A 14288-nucleotide genomic window follows, 5' to 3' on the forward strand; every position below is an offset into this window, starting at 1 on the left:
AAGAGCCTCTCTAATTTTTTTATTCAATTTACTTCCATTCAAAAGGTGTTTGCTGGTAAACATAATAATTTAACCAATTGGAAAACAATAAATGTGTATGTGCTCGCCACGTATGAGGCGGTTTTTTACTGACATCATTATTTGGATAGTAGTTTATTGGAAGATCGATTTCTAATCCCTTATTACTGTCACGTTCATATTCCTCAGCAAGTGTTGTTGCATCATACTCCAAATGCCCAGTAATCATAATGTGGCGTCCATCCGCTGACATAATAATAAACGCTTCCCCATCCTCTGTAGAAGATAACAGACGTAAATCAGGGTGTTCCCGTATGGCTTCGGTTGCAACCGTAGTATGCCGGGAATGGGGCGCTCGGACAACTTCGTCAAAGCCCTGAACAAGTTTCTCAGTTGGATCTGTTATGTCGTGGGTGAATATGCCGAAATACTTTTTTGATAGAGCTTCTTTTTTAATGCCGTAATGATGATATAATGCCGCCTGAGCCCCCCAGCATATATGTAAACCTGAAGTCACATGCTGTTTTGACCAATCCAGTACCTTTTGGAGTTCCTCCCAATATGTTACCTGCTCAAATTCAAGCTGCTCAATGGGGGCACCAGTAATAATCATTCCATCAAAGCGCCGCTCTTTAATTTCATCAAAGGTACAGTAAAATGTATCCAGATGAGACTTACTGACATTTTTAGATTCATGTGTAGCCATTCGTAAAAATGTAATATTTACTTGTAATGGCGTATTTCCCAGTAACCTTAATAACTGAAGCTCTGTTTTTTCCTTTTGTGGCATTAGGTTCAAAATTACTATATTTAATGGGCGAATGTCCTGTGTTCTCGCTCTGTCTTCATCCATAACAAATATTTTTTCCTGTTTCAGTGCTTCCCCGGCAGGTAATTTTTTCGGAATATTAATTGGCAATAGCATCTCTTCCTTTTTGTGTTTTCTGATAATTTACCTTATTATAAAGTTTCAAGGTGATTTCAGCAACCCAATTGTACATGTTATTGTTACCTCTTATACTTAGTTTCTAAATTTAAAAACTGGAACAAGCCCCTCCTAGATTCTGCTAACTTCTTTTTGGAGTTTTTTTCGACGAATAAACGGAATTAATAAGAAAAGGCACATAATCCTTACCAGTTGAGCGTTGTACGAGTATATCGTCCTATCTTTTGTTAAACTAAATATATTGCAAATTGAAAAAGAAGGCGTTGATAAAGCTTATGAAAATATGGAAAAAATATAAGGATTCCTCCTTTGTATTAAAAATGGCCATTGGATTTCTTGCTGGTGCCCTTGTTGGAATTCTTTTTGGTAAAGACGCATCTATTATTAGTCCGCTTGGTACGTTATTAATTCATCTGTTAAGTTTAATTGCCATACCTGTTATTTTTCTAACGGTTGTACTGGCTGTGAATCAAATGAATATTAAGCAGCTGGGCAAAATTGGCGGCAAGCTTATTTCTTACTATATGATGACTACTGCCGCCGCTGTACTTATCGGGTTGGCACTTGCTTTGTTTTTCCGACCAGGCGCGAATCTGACCTTACCTAATGCCGATGTAGAAAAGCCGGAGACGCCCCATATATCAGATGTGATTCTGGGAATAGTCCCAGAGAATATATTTCAGGCGTTTACTGCCGGTGATCTTATGTCCATTTTATTTTTAGCTATTATTATAGGTATGGGAATATCCACGATGAAATTTTCTACTGAGGAAAAGATGCGCAACTATGGAGAAATGTTGGATACATTCTTCAATGCATTAAATGAGTTATTCTTTAAGATTTTAAAAGGTGTGCTGTTATATGCACCGATTGGTATATTTGCAATAAGTGCACAGGCTTTTGGCAGCCAAGGATGGAGTACGCTAGCTTCCCTTCTCAAGTTAGCCGGAGTATTTTATCTCGGTATTCTCATTCTCTGGGTGGTCGTTTATGCAGGTTTCCTTAAAATCTCAAAAACACCTGTGTTTCCTTTCTTCAAAAACACAAAAGAAGCTTATACTACAGCTTTTTTTACATCAAGTAGTATTGCTTCCTTACCTGTAGCTATTGATGCAGCTAAAAAAGCTGGGATATCAGAGCGCACGGCTAATTTTGCTCTGCCTTTGGGAGCAGTTTTCAACTCAGATGGTGGCGCATTGCGCATGGGAATCTCCCTTGTATTTGCAGCCAATATTACGAATCTCAGTTTATCACCGACGGATTTCTTCGTTATTGTTCTAATTGGTACGCTACTATCTATTGGAACTGCAGGTGTACCAGCAGCAGGGCTTGTTACATTGTCTGCCGTATTAAGTATGTTTGGTCTTCCTCTGGAGATAGTTGCACTGATTGCTGGTGTTGATGCACTCATTGGCATGGGAGGAACCGCTTCGAATGTGTTAGGTGATATCGTAGGCGCTGCATTTGTGGACCATACCGGAAAAGAAAAAACAGCAACGTAAATCAGGTTCTATTGCACGTTGGGGTGGAAAACTTTATCTCGTGCATTCATAGTAAGAGGGAATTGTAGTGTGAAAATAATCTGCTGGAGTGCAATTTAATCAGCAGCAGAGCGGGATTATCCGCCGGAGTGCAATTTAATCAGCAGCAGAACAGGATTATCCGCCGAAGAGCAATTTAATCAGCAGCAGAACAGGATTATCCGCCGAAGAGCAATTTAATCAGCAGCAGAGTGGGATTATCCGCCGGAGTGCAATTTAATCAGCAGCAGAGCGGGATTATCCGCCGAAGAGCAGATTAATCAGCAGCAGAGTGGGATTATCCGCCGAAGAGCAGATTAATCAGCAGCAAAACGAGATATTACGCCGGAGAGCAATTTAATCAGCAGTGGAGGGAAAGTATTCGCGGGAGACGTTCACAATCTAGCTATAGTGTGTTACCATAAGTTATTTTCCGAAACAGCGATGCACAGTTCTATCAAGTTAGTTTTGCAACACATTAATTATTCCAACATACAGACCCATAAATTAAGTAAAAAAGCTCTTTCTGCCTAGAAAGAGCTTTTTTACTGTTAATATCCAATTACATCATTATTTTTAACTAATAAAGGCTGTAGCACGTGGTGAAGAGCTACTCTTTCTTCCTGGTTTAAAGGAATCATCGGTAAGCGTACATGTTTTTCTTGGAGAATGCCAAGCATGCTTAATGCTTCCTTCACTGGAGAGGGGCTTGGTGCAGCAAATAAAGCCTTCATCATTGGAAGAAGCTCACGATGCATTTCTGCCGCTCCTTTAACATTACCTTGTGTAAAAGCCTGGACCATATCTTGCATTTCATTCCCTAGAATATGGGATGCAACGGAAACAACGCCATTGCCTCCTACAGACATGACAGGAAGTGTCATCCCATCGTCTCCACTGTAAACGGTAAAGGAATCGGCTGTGCGCTTGATTATTTCTGACACAGCATCCAAGTCACCACTCGCTTCTTTTACTGAAACAATATTATCTATATCCGAAAGCCGGACGATTGTTTCAACAGACATGTTGACAACGCTTCGACCTGGTATATTATAAAGCATTACCGGCAAGGAAGTATTTTCAGCAATTGCTTTAAAATGCTGATAAAGTCCTTCTTGTGACGGTTTATTGTAATATGGACTTACTAGCATGATGGCATCCACACCAGTTGCCTCTGCTTGTTTCGTAAGCTCAATAGAGCCATAGGTATTATTTGAGCCTGTACCTGCAATTACTGACACTCTCCCGTCCACAACCTCACTAACGAATGAAAACAAGCGTATTTTCTCCTCATTAGTTAACGTTGGCGACTCACCTGTAGTGCCTGCTACTACTAATCCATCTGAACCATTTGCAATTAAATGATTGACCAGCTTTCGTGTAGCTTCAAAATCAATTTCTCCCTGAGGAGTGAATGGGGTTACCATTGCAGTCAATACCTGACCAAAATTCATGATCCTCACACCCTTTTCTATTATTAATTGCAGAGGTGTTTAGAGCTATTAATCATCAGCAAAAAACAGCAACGAAGGGTCGCTGCTGTTAGAAACATATTCGATGATTGTTTCCTTTACGATAGCCCTCCATATAGTCACCTATATGACAGTCCTGTATTTATTCAATACAGACCCAGCCTTAAGATATATGAGCTTCTTAAAGCTTCGGCAAATTCCCCTTTCCACAATGTTCACAGGAACCCATTTTCCTCCGATTGTGTACTGATGTTATTTGCACCTCTATCCCCAAATCGATTATATAGAAATGGGAAATTATTTAATTGCCTTAACTATAGCAGAAAATGCCAAGGTCCGCAATTATAATTTATATACCCCTTTTAACCGATAATGACACGTTCTTTTGCTGTTCCTAAGCTATTACCTTACTTTCAGCTCATGCCCTTCCCTCAAAAACTCAATAAACCATTTGGTACATTGATATGTTTGCTCCCACTCTGCGTTATCCTCCTGGGCCCAACAGGCGTAGAGGGTGGATAGCGCCACAGCCGCTTTCAATAGCCGCTTCTCCTCCAGTTGAAGAAGCTCACTTAATCTTTTCACCCTATATCGTAGCACATCTCTCTGATTTGCCTTTCCTTCCAATTTATTAATTAAAAAAGAAATCGTATCGTAATATTCATCTCCAATAACTCCCTTTGGATCAATGGCCAGCCACCCTTTATGCTTTGAAAATAAGATATTTTCATGGTGCAAATCGCCATGAAGTAATGCTGCTCCTTTTGTTGTTCGATTCACTTCTTCTATAAATTGTTCAGCTAAAAGGAGATGTTCTTCCGTGATCCTATCTCCTTCTGTATAAGTTTTCCGATATGTTGAAAGACTTTCAAACCAATTGGTTATGAGTGGCGTTGGCTGCTTGCCCTGCGGAGGTATTGGCCTGCGGATTGCCCTCCACACGTTTACATATTGCTCTATTTGCTCCTCTTCCGTTTCTAATGTGTCCAGCATGTTACCTGGCTGTAGCTGTTCCAGTAGCATAACTCCTTCTTCCGGCACAGCTTTTATTATACGGGCACAGCCTTTTCCATTATAGATTTGTACTGTGTGCACTTCATTTGCAAAGTCAGCATTTGGGACACCAATCTTCAATATAAAAGGATTACCCCCTATATCTGTCACGTTTAAAACATAATTGTAGGACAGATTCGTTACCGGCCCGTGATTAACTAGCTTCCACTTATGGAGATAGGTATCGATCCGCTCTGGTAATAGGGTTAACCACTCTTCCCCTCCCTTACCGAACACATTGCTAATCTTTGTTTTAAATGCCTGGGGTATTTGCATGTTTATATTCTCCTTCATCAAAAACAACATTTTATTTTTAATATAGACGATGTTGACAGATATGGAAAGCGCATACTTTTGTTTATCGCATTAGTCTTTAGGCAATGGATATACTAAATAAATAATTCATTGAAATAGAAAGGGTTATTTTATGCAGGATTTGGACTTACACCATGTATTTGAGCTTGGCCTTATTATGATTATGATCGCAGCAGGTATAACTGCTATTGCGAAAAAATTCAAGAAACCATACCCTATTGCACTTGTTATTGTAGGAGCCATCATCGGCTTATCCGATATAACCGTATTAAAACCATTAAAGGACTTCATCACAGAAGGAGAAGTATTTAATTTTGTGATCATCACATTGTTTCTCCCTGCTTTATTAGGAGAAGCCGCTTTAAAACTTCCCTTTTCCCATTTGAATGAAAATAAGGCACCAATACTTACTTTGGCATTTGGTGGTACATTCCTATCGTTTCTCATTATTGGCTTTCTATCAATGGGCTTGTTGGACTTCCCAATTGCAGCTGCATTTGTATTTGCGGCAATTATGAGCGCGACAGATCCTGTCAGTGTACTCTCCATTTTCAAAGGGCTAGGAGTAAATAAAAAACTGGCAACCATTATTGAAGGAGAAAGCTTATTTAATGACGGTCTTGCTGTTGTTTTATTCAATATTTCTGCGTTCTCCCTCATTACCTATCTTGATTTGGGGCTGGAAGGTGCAGGTCTCGGTGTATGGGAGTTTATTAAGGTAATCTCCCTGGGTCTAATTATCGGTGGTGCTCTCGGGTTTGGCTTCTCTCGTTTAACAAGATATTTTGACGATTATCCACTCGAAATTATTTTTAGTATTATACTTTTTTATGGAGCTTTTTTACTTGCCGAGAGCTTCCATGCTTCTGGAGTAATTGCCGTAGTTGTCGCTGCCCTTGTATTTGGAAACTACGGTGGGAAGGTCGGCATGAGCCCGACAACGAAGTTAAATATAAGTAATTTTTGGGATGTTACCGCTTTGCTTGCTAATTCTTTGGTGTTTCTCATGGTTGGATTGGAAATTACCAGGATAGATGTACATGATAAGTGGGGGTTGATTTTTCTTGCTATACTCATTGTCTTAATCGCCAGAAGTGTAGCAGTATACACCAGTTTGTTATTCATTAGAAATATCCCCACTTCCTGGAAGCATATTTTTAACTGGGGCGGTTTAAAAGGCTCTCTTTCCATTGCACTTGTACTTAGCTTGCCAAGGGATTTCCCGGGTCGTGAGGATATATTAATTGTCGCATTCAGTGTAGTGCTATTCTCTCTTGTTATCCAAGGACTTACTATTAAAGGACTGTTATCCTGGCTTGGAATTACCCGTAAGCGGGAGGGTCACGAAGAATACGAGGAAATCATTGCACATTCTCATCAATACGAAGCTGCTATTCAGGAAATAAACAAGGTGAAGAGAAACTTATTTATTGCTCAACCCGTTTCGGAAGAGATCGTTCATGCTTATAAAGAAAAATTGGATAAGCTCCATGAAGAAATGCATCAGCTCCTGGAAAAGTATCCAAATTTAAAAGAGGAACAGCAAATTGTCTTAAGGAAATATGCGCTATATGCGCAGCATGAAGCAGTTGAATTACTCGAATCAAATGATGTGATCTCAAGTGAAATTGCCGAAAGGGAGAAAGAAGCCGTAACGGAAAAATTAGTAGAATTGGAAGAGGAAGACTGATTATAGCAGGTAACCTTTTATGTAAGGGTGGGGTCTAAAAAAGTGTTATTTAGACCCCCTTTTGATTTTTTTCTAGTGAGCTACCTCTACTTCATCCACATGAGAAATATGCTTGGTATTGTACCAAATAAACATCACGGATAAAAACACAAACACAGCTGCCACAATAAAAGGCATGCTTGAATTGAATACTTCTGCAAGCTTACCGGCAAGATATGGTGCGATGGCTCCTCCGATGAATCGAAGGAAGCTGTAGGCTGCTGACGCTGTGGAGCGTTCCACAGGGCTTGCATTCATGACAGCAGTTGTTATTAAGGTGTTGTTATTACCAAGTAAAGCACCTGCAATAATGACAGCCGCAATGACAACCCACTGAGTTGATGTCCAGATTCCCATAGCAAGGAGAAGTAATGCAAATAAAGTCAGCATGGCACACATTGATTTCACTGTACCAAAACGATGCTGCAGTTTTGGAGCCATGAACACAGAGGTGATTGCCAATAAAATCCCCCAACCAAGAAATACATAACCCAAACCGCGTTCATCCAACCCTAAAACAAAAGGGGCATAGGCCAACAGCGTAAAAAAGCCAAAATTATATAATGCTGCCGCAATACCAAACACAAGCAAGGAACGATGCTTCAGTGCCCGGAAAGGATCGAGAATCGATGTTTTCTTTGTTTCAGTTGTGACCTTTTCAGATTTAGGCATTAAAATAGATAAACCAATAAATGCAATGACCATTAATGTTGCTACACCAAGGAAAGGCCCTCTCCAGGAAATGGCGCCTAATTCTCCACCGATTAATGGACCAACGGAAATCCCCAGTCCAATAGCCGCCTCATACAATATAATTGCTTTTGCATTGCCACTTTTAGAAAGGGTAACAATAGCCGTTAAAGCAGTTGCTACAAATAGGGCATTACCAAGCCCCCAGCCGCCACGTAAGCCGACAAGCTCCCAAATCCCATTGGAAAGGCCGCCCAATGCAGAAAATAAGGCAATAATTACAATCCCTGACAAGAGGGTATTTTTCATACCAATACGCGAAGTGATAGTTCCTGTTACAAGCATGGCGACTGCCATCACTGCATTATAACTTGTAAACAGCAGTGCTGTCTGGCTCTCTGTTGCATCTAGCTGATTGGATATGGCAGGTAGTATCGGATCAACCAGACCAAGTCCCATAAATGCTATAATTGACGCAAAAAAAACCGCCCATACGGCTTTTGGTTGCTTTAATAAGCTTGAATCTTTTTCTATTGTTGTTGATGTCATACAAAATCCCCTATTCTATGAAAATAATAGTACTTATAAAAATCGATGAAATGCATGGCGAATAACATCTCCACGGCTAATGATTCCCACAAGCTTTCCATTTCTCTCAACTGGAAGTTTTTTAATTTGTTTTTTACCTAATATAGCTGCAACATCCTCTATATGCGAAGTTGCAGCTACTTTAACGATTTTCTTTTTTGCCAGTTCCAATACATTCAGATCCAACACATGCTGGATACGTGCCTCGAAATCTTCTTTATCTCCTTTAAAAACAGTAACGTTATATAAAGAATCAACGAAAATATCCTTGTGTTTGCCAATATAACGCATAATGTCACCATCGCTAATATAGCCAACTACTTTCTCTTCTTCATTAATTACTGGGAGGCCACTAATACGATAATCAATGAAGTAATTTATCACGGACCGAATCGTATCGTTCTGGTTAACTTTATAAACATCAGCAATCATTACTTCCTCTGCTTTCATTTTTTACGCACCCCTTCTACATACGTTAGTTGCAACATACAACTATTTAATTGTATAATACAACTAAATAAAGTTCCTTGTCAAGTTTTCCTTGCTGAATCATGCTATCATGTAGTTAAGAAGATCTTCCCAGAGGTGAAAAATATGAAGAGACAAGCTTTGGAAACCATTGAAAACGAAGTGACTGATTTCATAAGACGGATCGTTTTGTCAGAAAGACGAGACGGGAGCCTGGATCGGTCAAGCTTTGTTATTTTACGTCAACTTACTACTCATGGGCCTGCAGGTGTTAAATCATTGGCTAAAGAATTAAATCTTGATATATCAACAATCAGCAGACAAGCTGCGACTCTTGTAGACAAACAATATGTAGAAAAGGTTCCAAATCCAGATGATGGCAGGGCGTTCTTTTATCAAATTACGGAGCCGGGGAAAAAAATTTTAGAAGAGAATAGGCAGCGGCGCTTTGAAGGATTGGAGCGAGCGCTCGAGGAATGGACCGAGGAAGAATGTGCGTCTTTCGCCCATTTATTGAAAAAATATAATCATTCAGTAATAAAGGAAAAGAACAAAATACAAAGTGATGAATAAGAAATACAACTTTTTATCTAAGCGCCTAAAAGATTCCTATCTCCTTGTTCTTATGTTTCTTTCATTTGTATATAGGGAATTTATCCTATATAGACAAAAGAGATACAGGGAGGAAATCATATGACTATCGATTGGGCAGCAACGCAAGTATATAATACCATTATGTGTGTGGCTGCAGGAGTAGGATTATTATTGATTTTGCGTTTTTTAAAAAGACTTAGACAAAATAAAATAGGCCAACTAGAAGGATGGGCAATGGGATTTGGTGTATTAGGTTTTGTGTTAATTCTCACAGGTGCCCATATGAGTTTGACCTGGCCTTTGGCTGAGATCGGTTTCCCGTTTGATGATATCATCTTTGGCGAACCTTCCTTGGCATTTGGGGTGCTATTATTTGCCGCAGCGATTTTACTTTGGAGGAAATCCAATGTATACATGAAACAAGGAATTAACCTAAAAGATCGTAAAGCCATTTCTGAGCAGCTAAAAGGAGACTTACCTGACTTAATGAAGCCAATATCCTATTTTGGTGCAGCGATGGGCCTCGCTTTAATTGCAATTGGAATTGCCGGGGTTACGTACCAGCTATTTGCAGCACCACCTCAAGAGCCTATTTCGGGTGCTTTTGCCGAATACCCAATGGTCGAAGCAACCTTCATTTCCGCTCTTTACGCTCTTACTGGAATTGGAGCTTTTCTATTTACCTTTACTTTAAAATTGAAGCCGGCAAAATGGATGCTCCGAATATCGTATAGCTGCATGTATGTGGCTGGTGTTCTATTGACGGCATTCGGTATCATGAATTACTTTACTCATATCGGATTAATTGTAAATACAATGTAAGACGAACAAACCTTGTAACCTTTCCATGAAAAGGCTGCAAGGTTTTTTTATTGCTCTAAAAGAATGGAAGACATGCTTGAGAGCCTATCATAAGCGGGATGATAGACATTGAGAGTCGAATTTTATGCGGGAATGTCTTTCATAAGTGCAATGACGGACATTGGGAGCGCGATTTCGTGCGGCAATGTCTATCATGAGTGCGATGACGGACATTGGGAGCTGGATTTCATGCGGGAATGTCTATCATAAGCGCAATGATGGACATTGGGAGGCGGATTTCGTACGGGAATGTCTTTCATGAGTGCGATGACGGACATTGCGACTCCGAAATCGAACGGCAATGTCCATCATATTACTTTTCAAAGAAATCATTCACTCTCATTGATCGTTAATGAATGTTTTTGATTGAAAATGGTTGAATTTTATTCTGTACGGAGCTATAATAGAAATATAATTAATGAAAGCGTTTTAGGAGATGATCTTTTGTTAGAATCAGAGCGTCATCAAATTATTATAGATAGTTTAAAAGAAAAGCATACTGTTAAACTTCAAGAGTTAGTGGAGCTGACACAGTCATCAGAATCAACCATTCGCAGAGACCTCACACAGCTTGAAGAGAAAAAATATTTAAAGAGGGTTCATGGTGGAGCTTCCAGTCTACAGGGAAAGCTACAAGAACCAAGTATGACAGAAAAATCATCCAAAAACCTTCAAACCAAGCAAAAAATAGCTCTTTATGCAGCAAGCTTGATTGAAGAAGGGGACAGTGTTTATCTCGATGCGGGTTCAACCACATTTGAGCTCATTCCTCATCTTCCTGAAAACATTGTTGTCGTTACGAACGGATTAATGCATGTAGATAAACTTTTGGAAAGAAATATTCCGACATATGTTCTTGGCGGATATGCAAAGCCGAAAACGAAGGCAATGATTGGAAGAGGAGCGCTTGAAAGCTTACAGCAATATCGTTTTGACAAATGTTTTATGGGTGTAAATGGAGTCCATCCTCAATTTGGATACTCCACTCCCGATCAAGAGGAGGCTCAAGTTAAGCAACTAGCTATATATATCTCCAGGGAAGCTTATGTGCTTGCAGACGACTCCAAGTTCACGGAGATCGCCTTTTCTAAAATAACCGATTTGCATACCGCAACCATTATTACGAACCAGGTCGAAACCGATATGGAAGAACAGCTACGCACTAAAACGAAAATAAAGGTGGTTACACCATGATCTATACACTAACGCTAAACCCATCTCTCGATTATATTGTGCAAATGGACCAAGTGCATTTGGGAGAACTGAACCGAACGAGCAGTGAAGCTAAGTACCCTGGGGGAAAGGGAATTAATGTGTCTCAAGTATTGAATACATTAGGACTCCAAAGTGAAGCTCTCGGCTTCCTTGGTGGATTCACTGGAAAGTATATTGAAGATTACCTGCAATCTAAGCAGATCGAAACCAATTTTGTCTATGTGGAAGAAGATACCCGAATTAACGTAAAGCTAAGGGCAAATGAAGAAACGGAAATAAATGCGAAGGGACCTGCCATCACGGAGGCGAATCTGCAAGAGCTTGAGCACCGGATTAGCAATCTAACCAGCGAAGATATGCTTATTCTGGCCGGAAGCATTCCATCCAGTCTACCATCAACCATCTATGAAAAATTAGTGAAGCTATGTCACCAAAATGGCACTGCTTTTGTAGTAGATGCAGAAGGAGACTTGCTTAATAAGGTACTGCCATATCAGCCTTTTTTAATCAAACCAAATCATCATGAGCTTGGCAATTTATTTAATGTCACGATTTCCTCGTGTGAAGATGCCATTCCTTATGGCCGGGAGCTTATTAAACAAGGAGCCCAGCATGTCATTGTCTCTCTCGCAGGGGAAGGCGCCGTCTTTATTAGTAAGGATGCTTGTTATATTGCCACCGTCCCCCAAGGAGAAGTAAAGGGATCTGTAGGAGCAGGAGATTCGATGGTAGCAGGATTTGTTGCCACATATCTTAAAACAAGAGCAGTGAAGGAAGCTTTCCAATACAGTGTAGCTGCAGGAAGTGCTACAGCATTTTCGAACGGGTTATGCAGTAAAGAGAAAGTTGAGAGTCTGTTGCCACAGGTAAAACTAACAAACCAGATGGAGGAGAATGGACATGAGAATAACTGAACTGTTAACCAAAGATACCATTAATCTTTCTTTAAGCAGTTCCAATAAACTGGATACAGTCGAAGAATTAGTATCCGTATTGGAAAAGGCTGGGAAATTATCAGATCGAGCAGAGTTTAAACAACAGATTTTAAATAGAGAAGGACAAAGTACAACAGGAATTGGTGATGGGATTGCCATTCCACACGCAAAAACAAAGGCTGTAAAGCAACCTGCCATTGCGTTTGGAAGATCTGTAAGTGGTATAGAATATGAATCACTAGATGGACAGCCCTCTCATTTATTTTTCATGATTGCAGCACCAGAAGGGGCAAACGATACTCACTTACAAGCACTTGCAAGACTATCTACAATTTTAATGCGTGAAGAGGTACGAAAGCAGCTTTTGGAAGCAAAAACAGAGGATGACATTCTTTCCATCATTAATCACTATGATGAAAGTGATAAAGAAGAAGAGCAACCCGTAGTCTCGGATGAGTCTAAGCCTTTTATCGTTGCAGTGACTGCATGCCCAACCGGAATTGCTCATACGTATATGTCTGCTGATTCCCTTAAATCAAAAGCAGAAGAAATGGGCGTGGATATAAAGGTAGAGACGAATGGTTCCGGGGGAGCTAAAAACGTTCTGACGGCAGAGGATATTGACAAGGCAGTTGCAGTCATTGTTGCAGCAGACACCAATGTTGCCATGGGTCGCTTCAGTGGTAAGCATGTCATTGAAGTTCCTGTAGCAGAGGGGATTCGCAAGCCTAAAGTATTAATTGATCGTGCTTTAAAGCAAGAGGCAGCAATATATAAGAGCAATGATTCCAGTGCCGATGAACAAGAAGAACAAAAAGGAAAAAGCATTGGCGCAACAATTTATAAGCATCTAATGAGTGGGGTCTCCAATATGCTTCCATTTGTTATTGGTGGAGGAATTTTGATTGCTTTAGGCTTCCTATTTGGTGTAAATGCACATGATCCAAATGATCCATCTTATTCGGTAATTGCTGAAGCATTAAATACGATCGGTGGCGGCAATGCGTTTGCACTAATGATCCCGGTATTGGCTGGTTTTATTGCAATGAGTATTGCTGATCGTCCAGGTTTTGCACCCGGTATGGTTGGCGGTTTAATGGCAGCAAGTAGTGGCGCAGGTTTTCTCGGAGGTATTGTAGCAGGATTCCTAGGTGGTTATTTGGTTGTGGGTCTTAAAAAAGCACTGTCCGGACTACCATCTTCATTAGAAGGAATCAAAACGATCCTGCTCTATCCATTACTCGGAATTGCCATCACTGGCTTTCTCATGTTCTTTGTTGTCAATAAACCATTTAGTATGTTAAATACTGCAATCTCAGATTGGTTGACAGGCCTTGGGACAGGGAACGCTGTATTTCTCGGAATTGTACTTGGGCTTATGATGGCATTTGACATGGGTGGTCCAGTTAATAAAGCAGCATATTTATTTGGTACTGGGTTAATTGCAAGTGGCGTGTACGAACCAATGGCAGCAATTATGGCGGCTGGAATGGTTCCTCCATTAGCAATCGCAATCGCAACAACCGTATTTCGTAATAAATTTAACCAGCAAGAACGTGAGGCTGGAAAAGTAAACTATATCATGGGCCTATCTTTTATTACAGAAGGGGCAATTCCCTTTGCAGCAGCAGACCCGCTTCGGGTTATTCCATCTCTTATGGTTGGTTCTGCTGTGACCGGAGGTTTAAGTATGATGTTCAATATCGGACTGCAAGCTCCTCATGGCGGTATCTTTGTATTCCCACTTGTAGAAGGCGGCTGGCTTCTATATCTACTAGCTGTAGTCATTGGCTCTATCGTATCTGCAGTTTTACTTGGCTTATTGAAAAAACGTGTGGATAACCAAGCTTAAAAAGATTGGTAATTTATGAAGCGCTGTTTAGC

At 40.3% G+C, this 14288-nt stretch carries 12 protein-coding genes and 1 riboswitch; of the genes, 7 read left to right on the forward strand and 5 right to left on the reverse strand.

Annotated elements, in window-relative coordinates; all coding sequences use genetic code 11:
• Positions 1–28: 28 nt before the first annotated feature.
• Complete coding sequence (gene metA, locus X953_RS18160) at positions 29–937, reverse strand: homoserine O-succinyltransferase (RefSeq protein ID WP_040956800.1); 909 nt, start codon at positions 935–937, stop codon at positions 29–31.
• Between the two features lie 302 nt (positions 938–1239).
• Here metA and X953_RS18165 point away from each other — a divergent pair, with 302 nt between their 5' ends.
• Positions 1240–2466, forward strand: coding sequence for a dicarboxylate/amino acid:cation symporter (locus tag X953_RS18165; RefSeq protein WP_040956801.1), 1227 nt, complete (start codon positions 1240–1242; stop codon positions 2464–2466).
• A 569-nt stretch (positions 2467–3035) separates the two neighbouring features.
• On the opposite strand, the gene dapA is transcribed toward X953_RS18165, so the two are convergent.
• Together dapA and X953_RS19260 are read right to left on the reverse strand one after the other, a co-directional pair.
• A complete protein-coding gene (gene dapA, locus X953_RS18170) occupies positions 3036–3938 on the reverse strand; it encodes a 4-hydroxy-tetrahydrodipicolinate synthase (protein ID WP_040956802.1) in 903 nt (300 codons plus the stop codon).
• 114 nt (positions 3939–4052) lie between these two features.
• Positions 4053–4231, reverse strand: a riboswitch (Lysine riboswitch).
• 127 nt (positions 4232–4358) lie between these two features.
• Positions 4359–5285, reverse strand: a complete 927-nt coding sequence (locus X953_RS19260; RefSeq protein ID WP_052350202.1) for an aminoglycoside phosphotransferase family protein — start codon at positions 5283–5285, stop codon at positions 4359–4361.
• A 151-nt stretch (positions 5286–5436) separates the two neighbouring features.
• On the opposite strand from X953_RS19260, the gene X953_RS18180 reads away from it, so the two are divergent.
• The gene (locus X953_RS18180) at positions 5437–7014 is read left to right on the forward strand and encodes a sodium:proton antiporter (protein WP_040956803.1); all 1578 of its coding nucleotides are present in this window, start codon (positions 5437–5439) and stop codon (positions 7012–7014) included.
• A 72-nt stretch (positions 7015–7086) separates the two neighbouring features.
• On the opposite strand, the gene X953_RS18185 is transcribed toward X953_RS18180, so the two are convergent.
• Positions 7087–8292 (reverse strand): MFS transporter, encoded by a 1206-nt coding sequence (locus X953_RS18185; protein WP_040956804.1) that lies wholly within the window; start codon positions 8290–8292, stop codon positions 7087–7089.
• A gap of 33 nt (positions 8293–8325) precedes the next feature.
• Entirely contained in the window at positions 8326–8781 is a 456-nt protein-coding gene (locus tag X953_RS18190) for a CBS domain-containing protein (protein ID WP_040956805.1), read from the reverse strand.
• 144 nt (positions 8782–8925) lie between these two features.
• Here X953_RS18190 and X953_RS18195 point away from each other — a divergent pair, with 144 nt between their 5' ends.
• The 5 genes from X953_RS18195 to X953_RS18215 all read left to right on the forward strand — a co-directional run bounded on the left by X953_RS18195 (position 8926) and on the right by X953_RS18215 (position 14256).
• Positions 8926–9372, forward strand: coding sequence for a MarR family winged helix-turn-helix transcriptional regulator (locus X953_RS18195; protein ID WP_040956806.1), 447 nt, complete (start codon positions 8926–8928; stop codon positions 9370–9372).
• Positions 9373–9492: 120 nt separating this feature from the next.
• Complete coding sequence (locus X953_RS18200) at positions 9493–10215, forward strand: DUF981 family protein (RefSeq protein ID WP_040956807.1); 723 nt, start codon at positions 9493–9495, stop codon at positions 10213–10215.
• 483 nt (positions 10216–10698) lie between these two features.
• Positions 10699–11448 carry a DeoR/GlpR family DNA-binding transcription regulator gene (locus X953_RS18205; protein ID WP_040956808.1) on the forward strand — a complete coding sequence of 250 codons (750 nt, stop codon included), beginning with the start codon at positions 10699–10701 and terminating at the stop codon, positions 11446–11448.
• A complete protein-coding gene (gene pfkB / locus X953_RS18210; RefSeq protein ID WP_040956809.1) occupies positions 11445–12383 on the forward strand; it encodes a 1-phosphofructokinase in 939 nt (312 codons plus the stop codon). Before X953_RS18205 ends, pfkB begins: the two co-directional genes overlap by 4 nt.
• On the forward strand, positions 12370–14256 hold the full coding sequence (locus X953_RS18215; RefSeq protein WP_040956810.1) for a fructose-specific PTS transporter subunit EIIC: 1887 nt from the start codon (positions 12370–12372) through the stop codon (positions 14254–14256). The genes pfkB and X953_RS18215 overlap by 14 nt, the downstream gene beginning before the upstream one ends.
• The last annotated feature ends 32 nt before the right edge of the window (positions 14257–14288 follow it).

It is taken from the genome of Virgibacillus sp. SK37 (assembly GCF_000725285.1).
In the GTDB taxonomy this organism is placed as follows: domain Bacteria; phylum Bacillota; class Bacilli; order Bacillales; family Amphibacillaceae; genus Virgibacillus_Q.

Coding starts and splice junctions, on each gene's coding strand:
- X953_RS18165 (WP_040956801.1), top strand. CDS start 1,240: ATGAAAATATGGAAAAAATATAAGGATTCCTCCTTTGTATTAAAAATG.
- dapA (WP_040956802.1), bottom strand. CDS start 3,938: ATGAATTTTGGTCAGGTATTGACTGCAATGGTAACCCCATTCACTCCT.
- X953_RS19260 (WP_052350202.1), bottom strand. CDS start 5,285: ATGCAAATACCCCAGGCATTTAAAACAAAGATTAGCAATGTGTTCGGT.
- X953_RS18180 (WP_040956803.1), top strand. CDS start 5,437: ATGCAGGATTTGGACTTACACCATGTATTTGAGCTTGGCCTTATTATG.
- X953_RS18185 (WP_040956804.1), bottom strand. CDS start 8,292: ATGACATCAACAACAATAGAAAAAGATTCAAGCTTATTAAAGCAACCA.
- X953_RS18190 (WP_040956805.1), bottom strand. CDS start 8,781: ATGAAAGCAGAGGAAGTAATGATTGCTGATGTTTATAAAGTTAACCAG.
- X953_RS18195 (WP_040956806.1), top strand. CDS start 8,926: ATGAAGAGACAAGCTTTGGAAACCATTGAAAACGAAGTGACTGATTTC.
- X953_RS18200 (WP_040956807.1), top strand. CDS start 9,493: ATGACTATCGATTGGGCAGCAACGCAAGTATATAATACCATTATGTGT.
- pfkB (WP_040956809.1), top strand. CDS start 11,445: ATGATCTATACACTAACGCTAAACCCATCTCTCGATTATATTGTGCAA.
- X953_RS18215 (WP_040956810.1), top strand. CDS start 12,370: ATGAGAATAACTGAACTGTTAACCAAAGATACCATTAATCTTTCTTTA.